Genomic DNA, 17,421 nt, shown 5'->3' on the forward strand with positions numbered 1-17,421 from the left:
CCGGGTTAATATAAGTTTCACCCGTGGGGACGTATCCGCCGCCGCCGCTACCGCCACCATTACAACCGGCTATGAAAAGCATCAGAAGAGGAGGTAGTGCAAGTTTGCAAGAACCGAATCTCATCGGCGGTAACTCCAGCTATGTAATGTGGGGCATTAAACGGATTTGCCGTGCCCATTCATGGCTTACTGAAATGATCGAAAAAACAGTCGTCAACGATTCAACGTCGACTCCTCCACCACCTTCGGCGTCACGAATACCAGCAGTTCCGCCTTGTTCTCGCTTCGGCTGCGCTGCCTGAAGAGCTGGCCGATGATCGGCAGATCACCCAGGAAGGGAGTCTTGCGCAGTTGGTCCAGGCTGGTGATCTCGTAGATGCCGCCGAGTACCACGGTTTCGCCGTTGCGGACGAAGACCTGGGTGTTCACTTCGCGGGTTTCGATGGAGGGAGTGCCCCGGACTTCCCGGGTGCCGGCATTGTCCTTGTTCACCCGGATGTTGAGGATGATGTTGCCGTTGGGGGTGATCTGGGGGGTCACCTCGGTGGACAGCACCGCGTCGATGAACTGGATCGAGGTGGCGCCGGAGGAGGTGGCTTCCTCATAGGGGATGCGCTCACCCTGCTTGATCACGGCGGTCTGGCCGTTGGCGGTGATGACCCGGGGGGTGGAGACGATCTCGCCCCGGCCTTCCACCTGCAGGGCCGTCAGCTCCAGATCCAGCAGTACGTCCGGACGCAGGATGGACAGGCCGATGCTGCCGGCGGGGGAGGTGACGGGCATGTTCACGTTCAGCCGGTCGTTCAGGCTGGGGGGGGAGTCGGTGATGTTGAGGTTGTTGACGGCATCGCGGATGATGCCGTCCGTGGCGGCTAGTCCGCCGCCGGTGCTGTAGAGGGTGTTGCCGTCCTGCCGCACGCCGGTGACGCCGAAGCGCATGCCCAGGTCGCGGGCGAAGTCGTCGGTGGCCACCACGATGCGGGTCTCGATCAGCACCTGCTGTACCGGGATGTCCAGGGTGCTGATCAGGCGACGGATTTCCTGCAGCTTGTCGGCGGTGTCCTGTACCAGCAGGGTGTTGGTGCGGGAGTCCACGGTGATGCTGCCCCGTTCCGACAGGAACCGGGTCTGCTCGCCGCTGATGATGCCGGCCACGTCGGCGGCCCGGGCGTAGTTCACCTGGATGAATTCGGCCCGCACCGGGGCCAGTTCGGCCGCCTGACGCTGGGATTCCAGTTCCAGCCGTTCGCGGGCGGCGATTTCTTCCGTGGGGGCCACGAAGAGGACATTGCCGTTCTGGCGCAGGGCCAGCCCCTTGGTCTTGAGGATGATGTCCAGGGCCTGGTCCCAGGGCACGTTGCGCAGGCGCAGGGTGATGTTGCCGGTCACGGTGTCGCTGACCACCACGTTGAGGTCGGTGAAGTCGGCGATGAGCTGCAGCACGGACCGCACTTCGATGTCCTGGAAGTTCAGGGACAGGCGCTCACCGGTATAGACGAAGCGTTCCCGCTCCAGGGCTTCGCGCTCTTCCCGGGTGAGGGGCTTGACCTCCAGGGTGTAGCTGCCTTCGGCCTGATAGGAGAGGACGTCGTACTCGCCGGTGGTGGCCACGCTGATGCGCACCCGTTCGGATTCCAGCACGGCGTCGATGGTCTGCACCGGGGTGGCGAAGTCGGTCACGTCCAGGCGCCGTTCCAGTTGTTCCGGCAGGTGGGTGCGATGGAAGGAGAGTTCAATGCGACCGTCCTGTTCGCGTACGTCCACCGGGGTGCGGGGGTCGGTGAGGGCGATGATGACCCGGCCTTCACCCTCCGGACCGCGGCGAAAATCCACATTGGCGATGCTGCGGGCCTGCGATGGGGCTTCCCGGATCCGTCCGGGCAGGCCGGAGACCGTCGGCGGGGCGGTTGCCGTGACCGGGGCGCTGCCGGGGGCCAGGGTGAGCACCAGGTCGTTGCCGTCGAGACGGGTGTCGTAGCTCATCATGCGCACCAGATTGAACACCACCCGGGTGCGGCCGGAGGCCTCCACGCTGTTGACGGACTGGGTCAGGCCCATGTTGATGGTCTGGCTGCGCTGGGGCAGGGCGTTGCGGGTGTCCGGGAAATCCAGGGCGATGCGGGCCGGGTTGTCGATGGTGAAGCTCATGGGGTCCGGCGGCGGCGCCGAGAAACGCATGATGACCTGGAGCCGGTCGCCGGGCAGGGTGTTGTAGATGATCTGCTCCAGGGCACGGGTCTGGGCGGCGGCGCCTTGCCAGTACAGGGCCAGCAGGCACAGGACCAGGAGGGCGAAGGGGCGCCCGGGTGACCGGGGGGCGGGTGCCGTCCGGGGCAGGGTGCGTCGCAAGGTTGCCGGTGTCATGCGTCTGTTCCTCGTTGCCTATTCTGTGAGCGCAATGGAGCCGCTGCGCTCCATATAGCCGCCGAATCCGTCCGGCACGATTTCTGTGATGTCGATGCCGCTGGGGCTGATCTGCTGGATGCGGCCGTGGTTCTGGCCCAGGTAGTTGCCTTCGGTCACCCGCTGGATGGTGCGTTCCGGGGTGCGGATCAGCGCCCACTGCATGCCGCCCTGTTCCAGGGTGCCGACCATGCGCAGGGTGTCCAGGGGGAAGCGTTCCAGGTATTCGGGGGTGCGGTCCACGTCGATGGAAACACCGCTGGGGGTTCGGGTTTCGGGGGCGGCCAGGCGGGTGGCGATGACGGCGCTATCGAAGGGGTCGCGGTCGTGGCCCGGGTAGGCGAAGACTTCGTGGGGCACGATCTCGGGGATGGGTTCGATACGGCCGCCGGGGCGCTGCTTGGTCTGCTCCACATAGCGCTGCAGGTCCGACAGGTCGCTGCCGCAGCCGGTCAGGCCCGGCATGGTGACGGCCAGGAGGCCGGCCACGAGCAGGCCGGCGAGGCCTTGAGGGTGTCTGGGATCAGCCATCGGAACCTTCCAGGTAGCGATAAGTCTTGGCGGTGGCCTCGATGGTCAGCCGGTTGGAGCCCTGTTCGGGCCGCAGGTTGATGTCGTGCAGGGTGACGATGCGAGGCAGGGCGGCGACGCCGCTGGTGAAGGCGGCCACCTGTTCGTAGTTGCCCTTCATGCGCAGGCGGATGGGCTTTTCCGCATAGAATCCGCGACGGATCTCGTTTTCCGGGCGGAACAGGTCGATCTCCAGGCCGGAGGCGAGGCCGGTCTGGGAGACGTCCACCAGCAGGTTGGGGATTTCGGTCTGGCTGGGCAGCTGGCGCAGCATGGTGCCGAAACTGCGGCGCATTTCTTCCAGTTGGTCCTTGTAGGCGTCCAGGTTGGCGGCGCGGCGCTGTTTGGTCTCGAACTGCTGGCGCAGCTGGGTTTCCCGGGCCTCGGCCTGGCGCAGGCGCTCGATCTGGCCCTTGGTGTCGAACCAGTAGCCGGCCCCGATCAGGGCGGCGGCCATGATCACGAGCACCAGGAGGCGCGCCGGCAGGGGGGCCGAGCCGATGGTCTTGAGGTCGATGTTGTTGAGATCGTTGAGATCGAAGCTGCCCTTTTTCATCGGGGGGTCTCCGTATCCTCGGCGCCCGGGGTGGCCTGGCGGACGGTAAGGCGGAAGTCGCTCAGGCGCACGCCTCGTTCTTCACGGGTTTCGATCACCAGCAGGACCGGATCGGCAAACCAGGGGGAGTCTTCCAGATTGCGCATGTAGGCGGAGACCCGGGCATTGGATTCGGCTCGGCCGGTGATCTCCAGATTATTGCCGCGCTGGGTGACGGCGGTGAGGTAGGTGCCGCCGGGCAGGGTGTTGACCAGTTCGTCGAACAGTCGGACCACCACCGGCCGGCTGGTCTGGAGTTCCTGGATGATGGTCATGCGGTCCACCAGGGCGCGGCGGGTGGCTTCCAGGTCCTGGATCTCGGCGATCTGCCGGTCCAGGATGCGGATCTCGTTCTGCAGGAAGTTGTTGCGTTGTTGCTGCTGCTGGATGAGGTTGTTGACCTGGACATGGGCCAGGAAGATCACCACCAGGCAGGCCAGGGCCACCAGCACGGCGATGACGGTGAACTCCTTTTGCTGTTCCTTGCGCCGTTGTTCCCGCCAGGGGAGCAGGTTGATGCGGGACATCAGTCGAAACTCCTCATCGCAAGGCCGCAGGCGATCATCAGCGACGGGGCATCACCGCCCAGGCGCTGCGGGTTGACGCGGGGGTGAAGGCTCATCTGGCTGAAGGGGTTGCCCACCCGGGTGAGAGTGGCCAGCCGGGATTCGATCTGCTCGTCCACGCCGGGGATGGCGGCGCAGCCGCCGGCCAGGATGACCTGGTCCACGTGGGCATGGCTGCTGGCGGCGTAGAAGAACTGCAGAAACCGGGCAACCTGCTGGGCCATGGTGTCCTTGAAGGGTTCCAGTACCTCGGGGACATAGCTGTCGGGCAGGCCGCCGTCCTTCTTGCTGCGGCCGGCTTCTTCGTAGGACATGCCGAAACGGCGCATGATCTCCTCGGTGAGTTGCTTGCCGCCGAAGCTCTGTTCCCGGGTGTAGATGATCTTCTGCTTGTGCAGGATGGTGATGGCCGTCATGGTGGCGCCCACGTCGATCACGGCGGCCAGGCCGTCCGGGTCCAGTTCCGGGGCCTGGGCGGCCAGCAGGGGGTAGGCGTGCTCGATGGCGTAGGCTTCCACGTCCACCACCTTGGGGGTCAGGCCCGCCAGTTCGGCGGCGGCCACCCGCATCTCCACGTTTTCGCTGCGGGAGGCGGAGAGCAGCACTTCCACCAGGTCGGGATTCTTGGGCGCGGGGCCGATGATCTCGAAATCCAGGTTGACCTCCTCCAGGGCGAAGGGGATGTACTGGTCGGCTTCGATCTGGATCTGTCCTTCCAGTTCGTCTTCCTTGAGGTTGGCGGGCATGGTGATGACCTTGGTGATCACCGCCGAGGAGGGGACGGCCAGGGCGCAGTGTTTGTTGGAACTGCCCAGGCGCCGGTAGGCGGCCTTGATGGCCTGGCCGACAACGTCCACATCCTGGATGGTTTTCTCGACTACCGCGCTGCCGGGCAGGGGTTCGACGCTGTAGCCTTCCACCCGGTAACTGGTGCCTGAGCGGGAAAGTTCCACCATCTTCACAGAGGTGGAACTGATGTCGATCCCGATCAACGTGGGGCTTTTGCGGGCGAATCCTATCACGGTGACCCCTTCAATTCATTGCGGCACTTGGGCGGACTGGCTTATAGTTTTTTCTCGATACTAGACCCAAGTTTTCGGAATTACTACCTTAACACCTGCTGTTCATTCCCGGGATGTGCGGTATTTCCGAAGAGTGGTTGCCTTCTCCCGATATCGGGCCGTTTTGTCGAGCCTGCAGGCATTTTCATGCGATTCCTGATCAAATCCCTTGTGTTTGGCCTGATGGCCGTGTTCGGCGTGTTCACCCTGGGGGTGCTGTTCACCGCGGCCGCCTACGCCTATCTGGCCCCCCAGATGCCGGCGGTGGAAACCCTGCGGGACGTCCGGTTTCAGGTGCCCCTGAGAGTATATAGCCGGGACGGGCTGTTGATGGCGGAATATGGCGAGCAGCGCCGCGAGCCGATTGCCATCGAGGATGTGCCCGAGTTGATGCGCCTGGCCTTCCTGGCGGCGGAGGATGACCGTTTCGAGAGCCACCCCGGGGTGGATCATGTGGGTCTGATCCGGGCCGCGCTCAATCTGGTGGCCACCGGCGAGAAGACCCAGGGGGGCAGTACCATCACCATGCAGGTGGCCCGTAACTTCTTCCTGGACCGGGAGAAGACCTATACCCGCAAGCTGACGGAAATCTTTCTGGCCATTCGCATCGAGCGGGAGCTGACCAAGGACGAGATCCTGGAGCTGTACCTGAACAAGATCTTCCTCGGGCACCGGGCCTATGGGGTGCGTGCGGCGGCGCAGGTGTATTACGGGGTGGATGTGCATGACCTGACCCTGCCTCAGATCGCCACCATCGCGGGCCTGCCCCAGGCGCCCTCGCGGGCCAATCCCATCACCAACCCCACCCGTGCCGTGGCCCGTCGCAATTATGTGCTGGGGCGCATGCACGAGCTGGGGTACATCGATACGCCCACGTTCGAGGCGGCCCGGCAGGCACCGGAGACGGCCCGGCTGCATAACCCGGTGGTGCAGGTGGATGCGGCCCATGTGGCCGAGATGGCCCGCCTGGAAATGGTGGCCCGTTTCGGCGAGGCGGCCTATACGGATGGGTATCGGGTGTACACCTCGCTGGACCCGGCCATGCAGGGGGCGGCCAGCCGGGCGCTGCGGGCGGGTTTGATGGCCTATGACCTGCGCCATGGCTATCGCGGTCCGGAGGCGGAGATCGACCTGCGGCGGCATGATACCGACGAGGCCCTGGACCGGGTGCTGGCGCAGTATCCCCGGGTGGCCGGGCAGTTGTGGCCGGGGGTGGTGCTTGAAGCGAACGCGGACCGGGCAACGGTCTATGTGGGCCGGGGCCAGCGGGTGACGCTCAATCGCGCCGCGGTGGAATGGGCCAGGCCCTATGTGGATGAATCCACGCGCGGTCCGGCGCCCCGGGGGGTGTCGGATGTGGTGCGTCCCGGGCATGTGGTGCGTCTGCTGCGGGAAGCCGAGGACCGTTGGGTGCTGCGTCAGGTGCCCGCGGTGGAAGGGGCGCTGGTGGCCCTGGACGCCCGGGACGGCGCCGTGCTGGCCCTGGTGGGCGGCTATGATTTCTATCGCAGCAATTTCAATCGGGCGATGCGGGCGGAGCGTCAGCCCGGCTCGGCCTTCAAGCCTTTCATCTATTCGGCGGCCCTGGATCATGGCTATTCACCGGCCAGCGTGATCAATGATGCGCCCATCGTGATCGAGGATGTCTCCCTGCAGGGGGAGTGGCGGCCGCGCAATTACAGCGGCCGTTTCTACGGGCCGACCCGATTGCGGGAGGCCCTGGCCCATTCCCGCAACCTGGTGTCCATCCGGCTGCTGGATGAGGTGGGGGTGAACCGGGTGCATGGGTATCTGGACCGTTTCGGGCTGGAGCCGGCCCGTCATCCCCGGTCGCTGTCCATGGCCCTGGGCAGTGGTTCGGTGACGCCGCTGGAGCTGACTCGCGCCTATGGGGTGTTTGCCAACGGCGGCTATCGGGTGGAGCCCTGGTTCATCGAGCGGATTGAGAATGACGCCGGCGAGGTGGTGTTCCTCAACGTGCCCCGGCGGGTCTGCGAGTCCTCCCCCTGCGAGGCACCGGCGGAGCGGACCATTCCGGCCTCCAACGCCTATCAGATGTACAGCATGATGCGGGACGTGGTGCAAAGCGGCACCGGCGGTCGTGCCCGGGCCCTGGGTCGGGAGGATGTGGCGGGCAAGACCGGGACCACTAACGAGCTGCGGGATGGCTGGTTTGCGGGTTTCGGTGGCAATATCGTCAGCACCGCCTGGGTGGGTTTTGACCAGTACACGTCCCTGGGGCGCCGTGAGACCGGCGGTTCCACGGCATTGCCCATCTGGGTGGATTTCATGGGCGAGGCGCTCAAGGGTCAGCCCCAGCGGCGCTGGTCCCAGCCGTCCGGCATGGTGAGCCTGCGGATCGACGCGGAAACCGGTGGCCGGGTGACCAGTCGCACCCAGCGGGCCATCTTCGAGGTGTTCACGCCGGAGCAGTTACCGCCGGAGTTGCCCCGGGAGGCGCCGGGCCAGAGGGCGGACGATCACACGCCGGAAAGCATTTTCTGAAGCTGTCGGGAGGTGCGTCATGTCCACTAATGATATTCGCGTGCGTCAGATGATCGCCGAGGAGGCGGCCCGCATCATCCTGGACGAGGGGGTGGTGGATTACCGCCTGGCCAAGCGCAAGGCGGCGGACCGGCTGGGCGCGGGTCAGACCCGGAATCTGCCCAGGAACGCGGAGATCGAGGAGGCGGTGATGGAGCGTCAGCGTCTGTTCGAGGATGACGCGTCACGGGTTCAGTTGCGGCATCTGCGGCAGGTGGCGGTGAAGGCGATGCGCATGCTGGAGCCCTTCAATCCCCGTCTGGTGGGGCCGGTGCTGGCGGGGATCGTCAATGGCCGGGATGAGCTGACCCTGCATGTGTTTGCGGACAGCCCGGAGGAGGTCATCTTCTTTCTGCAGGACCGGGGGGTGACCTGGCGGGCGGACGAGCGTCGTTTGCGCAGCGGGCAGGGGCATGTGTTTTATCCCTGCATCGAGTTCGGCGCGGAAGGGGTGGATGTGGATGTGGTGGTGTTCCCGGTGGACGGGATCCGTCAGCCGCCGCCGAGCCCGGTGGACGGGCGGCCGATGAAGCGGGCGGGGGTGAAGGTGGTGGAGCAGATGCTGGAGGGGTGAGGGGGTAGGAGGCCCCTCACCCCGTCCTATCAGCCGGCGTGGTACTGCTTGCCTTCCTCGTGCACCGTTTCCACCAGGGCGGCAACGTTTTCCGGATCGATCTTCGGATGGATGCCGTGGCCCAGGTTGAAGACATGGCCGCTGCCGTGGCCGAAGCCGGCGAGGACCTTCTTGGCCTCTTCGCGGACCTTGTCGGGGGAGGCGTACAGCACGGCCGGGTCCAGGTTGCCCTGCAGGGCCACGCGGTCACCCACCCGCTTGCGGGCATCGCTGATGTTCACGGTCCAGTCCAGACCCAGGGCATCGCAGCCGGTGTCGGCCATGATTTCCAGCCACTGACCGCCGCCCTTGGTGAACAGCACCACCGGCACCTTGCGGCCTTCGGCCTCGCGGGTCACGCCTTCGACGATGCGCTGCATGTACTGCAGGGAGAACAGACGGTAGTTCTCCGGGCTCAGGGAGCCGCCCCAGGTGTCGAAGATCATCACGGCCTGGGCGCCGGCGGCGATCTGGGCGTTCAGGTAGGCCACGACGGTGTCGGCCAGTACGCTCAGCAGGTGGTGCAGGGTGTCCGGGTCGTCATACATCATGCCCTTGATGCGGGCGAATTCCTTGGAGGAGCCGCCTTCCACCATGTAGGTGGCCAGGGTCCAGGGGCTGCCGGAGAAGCCGATCAGGGGCACGCGGCCGTCCAGTTCCTTGCGGATCAGGCGCACGGCGTCCATCACGTAGCGCAGCTTGTCTTCCGGGTCGGGCACGCCCAGGGCGCGGATGGCGGCGGCGTCCTGTACCGGGCGCTCGAAGCGGGGGCCTTCACCCTCGGAGAAGTACAGGCCCAGGCCCATGGCGTCCGGAATGGTGAGGATGTCGGAGAACAGGATGGCGGCATCCAGGGGGAAGCGATCCAGCGGCTGCATGGTGACTTCGCAGGCCAGTTCCGGGTTTTCGCACAGATTCATGAAACTGCCGGCCTTGGCCCGGGTGGCGCGGTATTCCGGCAGGTAGCGGCCGGCCTGGCGCATGATCCAGATGGGGGTCGTGTCCACGGGTTCGCGCAGCAGGGCCCGCAGGAGTCGGTCGTTTTTCAGTTGGCTCATGAGTTCTCGATACACATGGGGTTAAACCCCCGATTATACGAAGGGTTGTCCGTGTACGTATATGGATGGCGGGGTGTTTAACCGGGGCCAGGTCATGAAAACGGCCGATGTGCCGGTCCTTGGCGGGTCAGGACAGGCGGGTTTTGACCATTCCGCTGACCGCCGCCATGTCGGCGCGGCCCTGCATGCGGGGCTTGAGCAGGTTCATGACCTTGCCCATGTCCCGGACCGATTCGGCACCGGATTCGGCCAGTGCAGCGTCAATCATCTGCCGGATTTCATCGTCCGTCAGGGCCTGGGGCAGGTAGGCCTGGATCACTTCCAGTTCCGCCTGCTCCACTTGGGCCAGGTCGTCACGGCCGGCCTGTTGGTACTGGCTGATGGATTCGCGGCGTTGCTTCACCATCTTGTCCAGCACCGCCAGAATCTGGGCGTCGTCGAGTTCGGTGCGGCTGTCCACTTCCATCTGCTTGATGGCAGCCAGGATCAGACGCACCGTACCCAGACGGGACTTGTCGCCGCTGCGCATGGCGGCCTTCATGTCCTCGGTGATCCGGGACTTGAGCGAGGAGGTCGTCATGGCGCGTAGAGGACTTAGTACAGACGCTCGCGGCGGCTGATTTCCTTCGAGAGGCGCTTCATCTGACGCTTCACGGCAGCAGCAGCCTTGCGCTTGCGCACTTCCGTGGGCTTTTCATAGAACTCGCGGCGGCGCACTTCGGTCAGTACACCGGCCTTTTCGCAGGTGCGCTTGAAGCGGCGCAGGGCGACCTCGAAGGGTTCGTTCTCTTTTACTCGCACGTGGGGCATAAAATCGTCACCGTCCGTCAATTCAGTTCACAGGTTCAGGGGCACAGCTACTCCACCTCCGGCGGAGAATCACGCATTATAGGATGGTGCGGACCAAAAACCAAAGCCCCGTGAGTGAAATGAGCCTGAAAAAGTCTGTTGATGCCGAAAACGCCCTGTGTGTCCTGGGGATCGAGACCTCCTGCGATGAGACCGGGGTGGCGGTGTATGACACCCGCCGGGGGCTGCTGGCCCATGCCCTGCACAGTCAGGTGGCCCTGCATGCGGAGTATGGCGGGGTGGTGCCGGAACTGGCCTCCCGTGACCATGTGCGCCGGGTGCTGCCGCTGGTGCGTCAGGTGATGGGGGAGGCCGGGGTGAGCGGCGATGACCTGGACGGGGTGGCGTTCACCGCCGGGCCGGGGCTTTTGGGGGCGCTGCTGGTGGGGGCGTCGGTGGCCCGCAGCATGGCCTGGGGCTGGGGCGTGCCGGCGGTGGCCGTTCATCACATGGAGGGACATCTGCTGGCGCCCCTGCTGGAGGAACCCGCGCCGGCGTTTCCGTTTGTGGCCTTGCTGGTGTCCGGTGGGCACACGATGCTGGTGGATGTACAGGGGCTGGGCCGATACCGGATTCTGGGGGAAAGTCTGGATGATGCGGCGGGCGAGGCCTTCGACAAGACGGCCAAGTTGCTGGGGCTGGGGTACCCGGGTGGTCCCGCGCTGGCGCGGCTGGCGGAGCAGGGAGACCCGGGGCGGTTTCGTTTCCCGCGGCCGATGACGGATCGGCCGGGGTTGGCGTTCAGTTTTTCCGGTCTGAAGACGCGGGCGCTGACCACGCTGCGGGACGGTTCCCGGGATGCCCGGTTGGATGCGGATGTGGCGAGGGCATTCGAGGATGCGGTGGTGGATACCCTGGTGATCAAGTGTCGGCGGGCGATGCAGGCGGTGGGGGCGCGGCGCCTGGTGGTGGCCGGCGGGGTGGGGGCCAATCGTCGTCTGCGGGCGGCGCTGGCGGAAATGGCGGCCGAGGAGGGCGGGCAGGTGTTCTATCCGCGTATTGAGTTCTGTACCGACAACGGGGCGATGATCGCCCTGGCCGGGGCCTTGCGCCTGGCCGCCGGGGCCCAGTGCGGGCTGGAGATTCCGGCCCGGGCCCGGTGGAGCATTGACGAGCTGGCGCCGGTGTAGCACCTTCGGTCGCGCCGTGGGAGCGGTCCCCGGCCCCTCGGGCCGGGGAGGTTTCGTCGGGCCTAGGGCTGCTTTTTCTGCCCGATTCTGGGTTCCGTCTTGTTCATGATGCGGCGGATGTTGCTGGCGTGCCGCACGTAAATGAAGGCCATCATGAAGCAGGCCGCGATGGTGACCCAGGCATCTCCCATGATCAGCGCCACCCAGATGGGGGCCGAGGTGGCCGCGGCCAGGGCACCGATGGAGGAGGTACGGGTGATGGCGGCGGCCAGCAGCCAGGTGACCAGGGTGCAGAGGCCCACGGCCCAGTGCAGGCCCAGCAGGACACCCAGGCCAGTGGCCACGCCCTTGCCGCCCTTGAATTGGTGGAACACCGGGAACAGGTGGCCGAGGAAGGCGGCCAGGGCCACCAGTGCCAGGGCAAGACCTTCCAGCCCCAGGGCCTGGGCGATCAATACCGGGATCAGGCCCTTGAGAAGATCTCCCGCCAGGGTGATGATGGCCGCTTTTTTGCCGCCGGAGCGCAGGACGTTGGTGGCGCCGGGGTTGCCCGAGCCCTGGGTGCGGGGGTCGGGAAGGCCCAGCAGCTTGCAGGTGATGATGGCGGTGGAGATGGAGCCGATCAGGTAGGCGGCGATGGTCAGTATGATGGGCAGCAGCATGGGGTGGCGTATCCTCGCCGGCCGGGTGGTCGGTCGGGCGGTTGGGTTTGCCGCGCATGATAACCGAGAACATGCCTTAAAGCCCCTCTCCTTTGTGGGAGAGGGGCTGGGGTGAGGGGGGAGGATCAATTTGAATAAAGACATGTACTGGCCCGGAGGGCTTTGAGTGACTGCTGCTTTGAAGGCTTGTTCTCAGGGCGATGGCCCGAGCCTGACCCTGATCCACGGCTGGGGTCTCAATGCCGGGGTCTGGGAGGATCTGGCCCGCGCCCTGGCCGATGATTTCCAGGTCCACCGCGTGGATCTGCCCGGCCATGGCGCCGCCACCGATGAGACCCGACTGGGGGATCTGGATACCCTGGCGGATCGCCTGGCCGCCACCCTGCCGATTTCCGGGTCCACCCTGGTGGGCTGGTCCCTGGGTGCCCTGGTGGCCTTGCAGGCCGCGGCGCGCCATCCGCAACGGGTTCACCGGGTCATCCTGGTGGCCGGCACGCCGCGCTTCGTGCAGGCTCCGGACTGGCCCCATGCCATGCGCCTGCCGGTGCTGGATGCCTTTGCCCAGGGCCTGGCCGCTCAGTACCGGGTGACACTGAACCGCTTCCTGTCCCTGCAGTTCCATGGTCTGCCCGATGCCCAGGCGGCATTGAAGACCCTGCGTGGCCGTCTGCTGGACAGCCCGCCCACGCCCGAGGCCCTGACCGAGGGGCTGGGACTGTTGCGGGACATGGATCTGCGCCCGACCCTGGCCGCCCTGCCATGTCCGGTGCATGCCGTGTTCGGCGAGTACGATACCCTGGTGCCCGCCGCCGCCGAGACGTCGTTCAAGGCGCTGCGGCCGGCCATGGGCACTGCCGTGATCAAGGGCGCCGGCCATGCCCCGTTCCTGTCCCGACCGGTCGAATTCGAGGCCGTTCTCCGGAGTTTCCTGCATGACTGATCTCTCCCGATACCGCGTGGACAAGCAGCGGGTACGCGCTACCTTCGACCGGGCCGCCTCATCCTATGACGAGGCGGCGGTGTTGCAGAAGGAGGTCTGCAGCCGGTTGCTGGAGCGGTTGGCGTGGATCCGGCTGCAGCCGGCGCGGGTGCTGGATGCGGGCACGGGCACGGGGCAGGGGCTGCGCGGGCTGCGTCGACGGTATCGCGGCGCGCGGGCGGTGGGGCTGGATCTGTCGCCGTCCATGTTGCGGCAGGCGGGCAAGGGGGGCGGCTGGTGGCGCAAGCCGGGGCTGGTGTGTGCGGATGTGGAGGCGCTGCCGTTTGCCGATGCCGGTTTTGATCTGATTTTTTCCAGTCTGACGATCCAGTGGTGCAATGATCTGGACCGGACGTTTGCCGGATTCCGACGGGTGCTGGCTCCCGGCGGGCTGCTGATGTTCACGACCCTGGGGCCGGATACCCTGCATGAATTGCGTTCGGCCTGGGAGGCGGTGGACGGTCATGCCCATGTGAATGCCTTTCTGGACATGCATGACGTGGGGGATGCCCTGGTGCGGGCCGGATTTGCGGACCCGGTGATGGACGTGGAGCGGATCACGGTGACGTATCCCCGGATGGGGCGTCTGATGCGGGATCTGCAGGCGATCGGGGCCACCAATGCCCTGCTGGGGCGGGGGCGGGGACTGACCACGCCGTCACGGTTGCGGGCGGCGGAGGCGGCCTATGAGTCGTTCCGGAATGCCGAGGGTGTGTTGCCAGCGACCTATGAGGTGATTTACGGGCATGCCTGGGTGACGGCGACACCGGCGCCCAGTCCTCTGCCTGAGCGGGGGGTGATCCCGATTGCCCGGAGCTGATCAATCTTTCTGTTGCCCCTATCAATTTCGTTGACTCGAACCCTTCAATTCCTTGGGTTATAATCAGATATTAAGAGCGCGCGACCGACGATTGCCGGGTTCGCAAAATTCCAGGGAACGGTCTATACCCTTTAGTAAAAAAGGGAAGACCCAGAGATCTCGCCATGGCACAGACCCCCTCCGCCGACGTCGACCGCAGTCGTACTCAGGTCGCGCCCTCCGAGCAGTACAACTACGACATCGTCAAGAAATTCGCCATCATGTCCATCGTCTGGGGCGTGCTTGGCATGGGGGTGGGGGTCTGGATCGCCTCGCAGCTCGCCTTTCCCTTCCTGAACTTCGACATCCCGCAGATCACCTTCGGCCGCTTCCGGCCGGTGCATACCACCCTGGTGATCTTCGGCTTCGGCGGCAACGCCCTTTTCGCCACGTCCTACTACATCGTGCAGCGAACCTGCCAGGCCCGGCTCTACGGGCCGAAACTGGCGGAATTCACCTTCTGGGGCTGGAACCTGGCGGTGGCGCTGGGGGTGATCACCTACATGCTGGGCTACACCCAGGGACGGGAGTACGCCGAGTTCACCTGGCAGATCGACCTGCTCATCACCGTGGTCTGGGTGGCCTATTTCCTGGTCTACCTGATGACCCTGCTGCGCCGGTCCCAACCCCATATCTATGTGGCCAACTGGTTCTTCATGGCCTTCATCCTGGCCACCGCCATCCTGCATATCTTCAACAACCTGGCGATCCCGGTGAGCCTGTTCAGCCTGGAGTCCTATTCCCTGTTCTCCGGGGTGCAGGACGCCATGACCCAGTGGTGGTACGGCCATAACGCGGTGGGCTTCTTCCTCACTGCCGCCTTCCTGGGGATGATGTACTACTTCGTACCCAAGCAGGCGGGCAGGCCCATCTATTCCTATCGGCTGTCCATCGTCCACTTCTGGGCCCTGGTGTTCCTGTACATGTGGGTGGGGGCGCACCACCTGCACTGGACGGCCCTGCCGGACTGGGTTTCCACCCTGGCGGCCACCTTCTCCATCCTGCTGCTGTTGCCCTCCTGGGGCGGGATGATCAACGGCATCATGACCCTTTCCGGGGCCTGGCACAAACTGCGCACCGACCCCATCATGCTGTTCATGATCACCTCCCTGTCGTTCTACGGCATGGCCACCTTCGAGGGGCCGATGATGTCCCTCAAGAGCGTGAATGCCCTGTCCCATTACACCGACTGGACCGTGGGCCATGTGCATTCCGGTGCCCTGGGCTGGGTGGCCATGATCACCTTCGGCTCCCTGTATCACCTGATTCCGCGGCTGTGGGATACCCAGCTCTACAGTATTCGTCTGGTCTACGTGCACTTCTTCCTGGCCACCATCGGCATCGTGCTCTACATCGTTGCCATGTGGGTGGCGGGGATCGGGCAGGGCCTGATGCTGCGGGCCTTTGATGAGTACGGCAACCTCTCCTACACCTTCATCGAGACGGTGGTGTTTCTCCATCAGCCCTATGTGGTCCGTGCCCTGGGTGGCGGGCTCTTCCTGGCCGGGATGCTGCTGATGGCATACAACATCTACAAGACCATCGAGCCGGTCAGGCGGGAGGCGGCCCGGCAGGTCGCGTCCGGCCGTACCGAAACGACGGCATCCGCCTCGCGGGCCTGACGGGGGAGCTGCACAGTCATGAAACATGAAACCATAGAAACCAATGCCGGCCTGCTGATCGCGTTGACCCTGGTGGTGATCAGCATCGGGGGGCTGGTGGAGATCGTGCCCCTGTTCTACATCGACGATACCGTGGAGGAGGTGGAAGGGGTGCGTCCCTACACGCCGCTGGAGCTGCGGGGCCGGGATCTCTATGTGCGTGAAGGCTGTTACACCTGTCACTCCCAGATGATCCGTCCGTTCCGGGACGAGATGCTGCGTTACGGGCATTACTCCCTGGCGGCGGAGTCCATGTATGACCATCCCTTCCAGTGGGGCTCCAAGCGCACCGGCCCGGACCTGGCCCGGGTGGGGGGCAAGTATTCCAACGACTGGCATGTGCGCCATCTGATCGAACCCCGTGCCGTGGTGCCCGAATCCATCATGCCCGGGTATCCGTGGCTGGCGCGCCGGGATCTGCGCTATGACGACATCGAACGGCGCATGCGCGCCCTGCGCATCGCCGGGGTGCCGTATTCCCTGACCGAGGAGGAGTTCGCCGCCAACGTGGAGCGCTTCGGCGAGGAAACGGCCCGGCAGCTGGACATTAACCGCGCCCGGGAGAATCTGGAGGCCCAGGCCCGTCGCGGCAACTATGACGGGGACCCTTCCCGGATCACGGAGATGGATGCCATGGTGGCCTATCTGCAGATGTTGGGAACCCTGGTGGACTTCACCCAGTATGACGAAGGGTACTTCGTGGAATTCAGGTAGTTTTCGGGAGTTCTTATGGATCTCTGGTATTGGATCACGGATCTCAATAACAGCAAGATGGTGGCCCTGCTGCTGTTCTTCAGCACCTTCGTCGGCATCCTGATTTATCTGTTTTCCAGCCGCAAGCGATCGGAGCGGCTGGAGTCCTACCGGTTCATTCCCTTTGACGACGATGAGCCGGATCAAAAGCACCAAGACGGGAAACACTGATGAACGAGCCCGGACACGAGCAGCAGTCGGCCCCCGGCAAGCCGGGGGAAGTGGAGACCACCGGACATGTCTGGGACGGTGACCTGCGCGAGTACAACAATCCCTTGCCCCGCTGGTGGCTGTGGAGCTTCTATGCCACGGTGGTGTTTTCCCTGATCTACTGGCTGCTGTATCCCGCCTGGCCCATCGCCGGCACATATACCAAGGGGATTGCCTGGATCAACTACGAGGTGGAGGGTGAGCCCCAGCGCAGTCACTGGAACAGTCGAGCCCTGCTGTTGCGGGAGATGCAGACCGGTGACGCGGCGGTACGCCAGCGGGAGTTCCTGCAGGTGATCGCCGAGGCCGACCATGACACGGTGCTGTCCGATACGGACATGCTGGCGTTCGTGAATTCCTATGCCCGGGGGATCTTCGGTGACTTCTGTGCCGCCTGCCATCAGACCGGCGGGGCGGGCATCATCGGTCTGTATCCGAACCTGGCGGACGACAACTGGCACTGGGGCGGGACCATCCAGGCCATCGAACAGACCATCACCCGGGGGCGGATGGGCTACATGCCTCCTTATCGTGAAACCTTCGATGACCAGCAGGCCGACGCGGTGGCTGCCTATGTGCTGAGTCTGGCCGGGCACGAGGGCGGAGATCCGGAACAGGTATCCCTGGGCGGGACCATCTTCCAGGGTTACGAGGGTGGTTGTTATGCCTGTCATGGCCGCGAGGGCCTGGGTCTCAAGTCCCTGGGGGCGCCGAATCTGACCAACGACATCTGGCAGAACATCGATGTGACGGGCGCGCAAAGCCATGCCGAGCGTCAGGCCCTGGTCCGGGATCTGATCCTGCGCGGGGTACAGCGGGAGATGCCCGCCTTTGGTGATCGCCTGTCCCCGGCGGAGATCCGGGTGCTGGCCACCTATGTGCATCAGTTGGGCGGGGGGCTTTAAACG

18 protein-coding genes are annotated in these 17,421 nt (G+C 64.9%); 9 read left to right on the top strand and 9 right to left on the bottom strand.

Features of this window, described 5'->3' with window-relative positions:
- Window positions 1-213: 213 nt before the first annotated feature.
- The 5 genes from pilQ to ECTPHS_RS06400 are packed head-to-tail and all read right to left on the bottom strand — an operon-like array spanning window position 214 to window position 5,156.
- Window positions 214-2,364 carry a type IV pilus secretin PilQ gene (pilQ, locus tag ECTPHS_RS06380; RefSeq protein ID WP_008931884.1) on the bottom strand — a complete coding sequence of 717 codons (2,151 nt, stop codon included), beginning with the start codon at window positions 2,362-2,364 and terminating at the stop codon, window positions 214-216.
- A gap of 18 nt (window positions 2,365-2,382) precedes the next feature.
- Window positions 2,383-2,934 carry a pilus assembly protein PilP gene (locus ECTPHS_RS06385; RefSeq protein ID WP_008931885.1) on the bottom strand — a complete coding sequence of 184 codons (552 nt, stop codon included), beginning with the start codon at window positions 2,932-2,934 and terminating at the stop codon, window positions 2,383-2,385.
- Complete coding sequence (locus tag ECTPHS_RS06390) at window positions 2,927-3,529, bottom strand: type 4a pilus biogenesis protein PilO (protein WP_008931886.1); 603 nt, start codon at window positions 3,527-3,529, stop codon at window positions 2,927-2,929. The genes ECTPHS_RS06385 and ECTPHS_RS06390 overlap by 8 nt, the downstream gene beginning before the upstream one ends.
- Window positions 3,526-4,095, bottom strand: a complete 570-nt coding sequence (locus ECTPHS_RS06395; RefSeq protein WP_008931887.1) for a PilN domain-containing protein — start codon at window positions 4,093-4,095, stop codon at window positions 3,526-3,528. The genes ECTPHS_RS06390 and ECTPHS_RS06395 overlap by 4 nt, the downstream gene beginning before the upstream one ends.
- On the bottom strand, window positions 4,095-5,156 hold the full coding sequence (locus tag ECTPHS_RS06400) for a pilus assembly protein PilM (protein ID WP_008931888.1): 1,062 nt from the start codon (window positions 5,154-5,156) through the stop codon (window positions 4,095-4,097). Before ECTPHS_RS06400 ends, ECTPHS_RS06395 begins: the two co-directional genes overlap by 1 nt.
- Window positions 5,157-5,342: 186 nt before the next feature.
- On the opposite strand from ECTPHS_RS06400, the gene ECTPHS_RS06405 reads away from it, so the two are divergent.
- Entirely contained in the window at window positions 5,343-7,700 is a 2,358-nt protein-coding gene (locus tag ECTPHS_RS06405) for a penicillin-binding protein 1A (protein ID WP_008931889.1), read from the top strand.
- Between the two features lie 19 nt (window positions 7,701-7,719).
- Window positions 7,720-8,313 (top strand): hypothetical protein, encoded by a 594-nt coding sequence (locus ECTPHS_RS06410; RefSeq protein ID WP_008931890.1) that lies wholly within the window; start codon window positions 7,720-7,722, stop codon window positions 8,311-8,313.
- A 29-nt stretch (window positions 8,314-8,342) separates the two neighbouring features.
- On the opposite strand, the gene hemE is transcribed toward ECTPHS_RS06410, so the two are convergent.
- The 3 genes from hemE to rpsU form a co-directional block, all read right to left on the bottom strand.
- The gene (hemE, locus tag ECTPHS_RS06415; protein WP_008931891.1) at window positions 8,343-9,410 is read right to left on the bottom strand and encodes a uroporphyrinogen decarboxylase; all 1,068 of its coding nucleotides are present in this window, start codon (window positions 9,408-9,410) and stop codon (window positions 8,343-8,345) included.
- 127 nt (window positions 9,411-9,537) lie between these two features.
- Window positions 9,538-9,990 (bottom strand): GatB/YqeY domain-containing protein, encoded by a 453-nt coding sequence (locus ECTPHS_RS06420; RefSeq protein WP_040405339.1) that lies wholly within the window; start codon window positions 9,988-9,990, stop codon window positions 9,538-9,540.
- A 14-nt stretch (window positions 9,991-10,004) separates the two neighbouring features.
- Entirely contained in the window at window positions 10,005-10,220 is a 216-nt protein-coding gene (rpsU, locus tag ECTPHS_RS06425) for a 30S ribosomal protein S21 (protein WP_008931893.1), read from the bottom strand.
- Window positions 10,221-10,375: 155 nt separating this feature from the next.
- Between rpsU and tsaD the strand changes: the two genes are divergently transcribed.
- Window positions 10,376-11,389 (top strand): tRNA (adenosine(37)-N6)-threonylcarbamoyltransferase complex transferase subunit TsaD, encoded by a 1,014-nt coding sequence (tsaD, locus tag ECTPHS_RS06430; RefSeq protein WP_040405354.1) that lies wholly within the window; start codon window positions 10,376-10,378, stop codon window positions 11,387-11,389.
- Between the two features lie 62 nt (window positions 11,390-11,451).
- Here tsaD and plsY read toward each other — a convergent pair whose 3' ends face one another.
- A complete protein-coding gene (gene plsY, locus ECTPHS_RS06435) occupies window positions 11,452-12,051 on the bottom strand; it encodes a glycerol-3-phosphate 1-O-acyltransferase PlsY (RefSeq protein WP_008931895.1) in 600 nt (199 codons plus the stop codon).
- A gap of 166 nt (window positions 12,052-12,217) precedes the next feature.
- Here plsY and bioH point away from each other — a divergent pair, with 166 nt between their 5' ends.
- The 6 genes from bioH (at window position 12,218) to ccoP (ending at window position 17,418) form a co-directional block, all read left to right on the top strand.
- Window positions 12,218-12,991, top strand: coding sequence for a pimeloyl-ACP methyl ester esterase BioH (gene bioH / locus ECTPHS_RS06440; RefSeq protein WP_246828328.1), 774 nt, complete (start codon window positions 12,218-12,220; stop codon window positions 12,989-12,991).
- Window positions 12,984-13,850, top strand: a complete 867-nt coding sequence (gene bioC, locus ECTPHS_RS06445; protein WP_008931897.1) for a malonyl-ACP O-methyltransferase BioC — start codon at window positions 12,984-12,986, stop codon at window positions 13,848-13,850. The genes bioH and bioC overlap by 8 nt, the downstream gene beginning before the upstream one ends.
- A gap of 164 nt (window positions 13,851-14,014) precedes the next feature.
- A complete protein-coding gene (ccoN, locus tag ECTPHS_RS06450; RefSeq protein ID WP_008931898.1) occupies window positions 14,015-15,511 on the top strand; it encodes a cytochrome-c oxidase, cbb3-type subunit I in 1,497 nt (498 codons plus the stop codon).
- Between the two features lie 18 nt (window positions 15,512-15,529).
- Window positions 15,530-16,264 (top strand): cytochrome-c oxidase, cbb3-type subunit II, encoded by a 735-nt coding sequence (gene ccoO / locus ECTPHS_RS06455; RefSeq protein ID WP_008931899.1) that lies wholly within the window; start codon window positions 15,530-15,532, stop codon window positions 16,262-16,264.
- Window positions 16,265-16,279: 15 nt separating this feature from the next.
- Window positions 16,280-16,474 carry a cbb3-type cytochrome c oxidase subunit 3 gene (locus ECTPHS_RS06460; protein ID WP_008931900.1) on the top strand — a complete coding sequence of 65 codons (195 nt, stop codon included), beginning with the start codon at window positions 16,280-16,282 and terminating at the stop codon, window positions 16,472-16,474.
- On the top strand, window positions 16,474-17,418 hold the full coding sequence (gene ccoP / locus ECTPHS_RS06465; RefSeq protein WP_008931901.1) for a cytochrome-c oxidase, cbb3-type subunit III: 945 nt from the start codon (window positions 16,474-16,476) through the stop codon (window positions 17,416-17,418). Before ECTPHS_RS06460 ends, ccoP begins: the two co-directional genes overlap by 1 nt.
- The last annotated feature ends 3 nt before the right edge of the window (window positions 17,419-17,421 follow it).

The sequence above is a fragment of the Ectothiorhodospira sp. PHS-1 genome (genome assembly GCF_000225005.1).
In the GTDB taxonomy this organism is placed as follows: Bacteria; Pseudomonadota; Gammaproteobacteria; order Ectothiorhodospirales; family Ectothiorhodospiraceae; genus Ectothiorhodospira.

Excerpts from the sequence above, each read along its gene's own strand:
- pilQ (WP_008931884.1), bottom strand. The coding sequence starts at position 2,364 with ATGACACCGGCAACCTTGCGACGCACCCTGCCCCGGACGGCACCCGCC.
- ECTPHS_RS06385 (WP_008931885.1), bottom strand. The coding sequence starts at position 2,934 with ATGGCTGATCCCAGACACCCTCAAGGCCTCGCCGGCCTGCTCGTGGCC.
- ECTPHS_RS06390 (WP_008931886.1), bottom strand. The coding sequence starts at position 3,529 with ATGAAAAAGGGCAGCTTCGATCTCAACGATCTCAACAACATCGACCTC.
- ECTPHS_RS06395 (WP_008931887.1), bottom strand. The coding sequence starts at position 4,095 with ATGTCCCGCATCAACCTGCTCCCCTGGCGGGAACAACGGCGCAAGGAA.
- ECTPHS_RS06405 (WP_008931889.1), top strand. The coding sequence starts at position 5,343 with ATGCGATTCCTGATCAAATCCCTTGTGTTTGGCCTGATGGCCGTGTTC.
- ECTPHS_RS06410 (WP_008931890.1), top strand. The coding sequence starts at position 7,720 with ATGTCCACTAATGATATTCGCGTGCGTCAGATGATCGCCGAGGAGGCG.
- hemE (WP_008931891.1), bottom strand. The coding sequence starts at position 9,410 with ATGAGCCAACTGAAAAACGACCGACTCCTGCGGGCCCTGCTGCGCGAA.
- ECTPHS_RS06420 (WP_040405339.1), bottom strand. The coding sequence starts at position 9,990 with ATGACGACCTCCTCGCTCAAGTCCCGGATCACCGAGGACATGAAGGCC.
- rpsU (WP_008931893.1), bottom strand. The coding sequence starts at position 10,220 with ATGCCCCACGTGCGAGTAAAAGAGAACGAACCCTTCGAGGTCGCCCTG.
- plsY (WP_008931895.1), bottom strand. The coding sequence starts at position 12,051 with ATGCTGCTGCCCATCATACTGACCATCGCCGCCTACCTGATCGGCTCC.
- bioC (WP_008931897.1), top strand. The coding sequence starts at position 12,984 with ATGACTGATCTCTCCCGATACCGCGTGGACAAGCAGCGGGTACGCGCT.
- ccoN (WP_008931898.1), top strand. The coding sequence starts at position 14,015 with ATGGCACAGACCCCCTCCGCCGACGTCGACCGCAGTCGTACTCAGGTC.
- ccoO (WP_008931899.1), top strand. The coding sequence starts at position 15,530 with ATGAAACATGAAACCATAGAAACCAATGCCGGCCTGCTGATCGCGTTG.
- ECTPHS_RS06460 (WP_008931900.1), top strand. The coding sequence starts at position 16,280 with ATGGATCTCTGGTATTGGATCACGGATCTCAATAACAGCAAGATGGTG.
- ccoP (WP_008931901.1), top strand. The coding sequence starts at position 16,474 with ATGAACGAGCCCGGACACGAGCAGCAGTCGGCCCCCGGCAAGCCGGGG.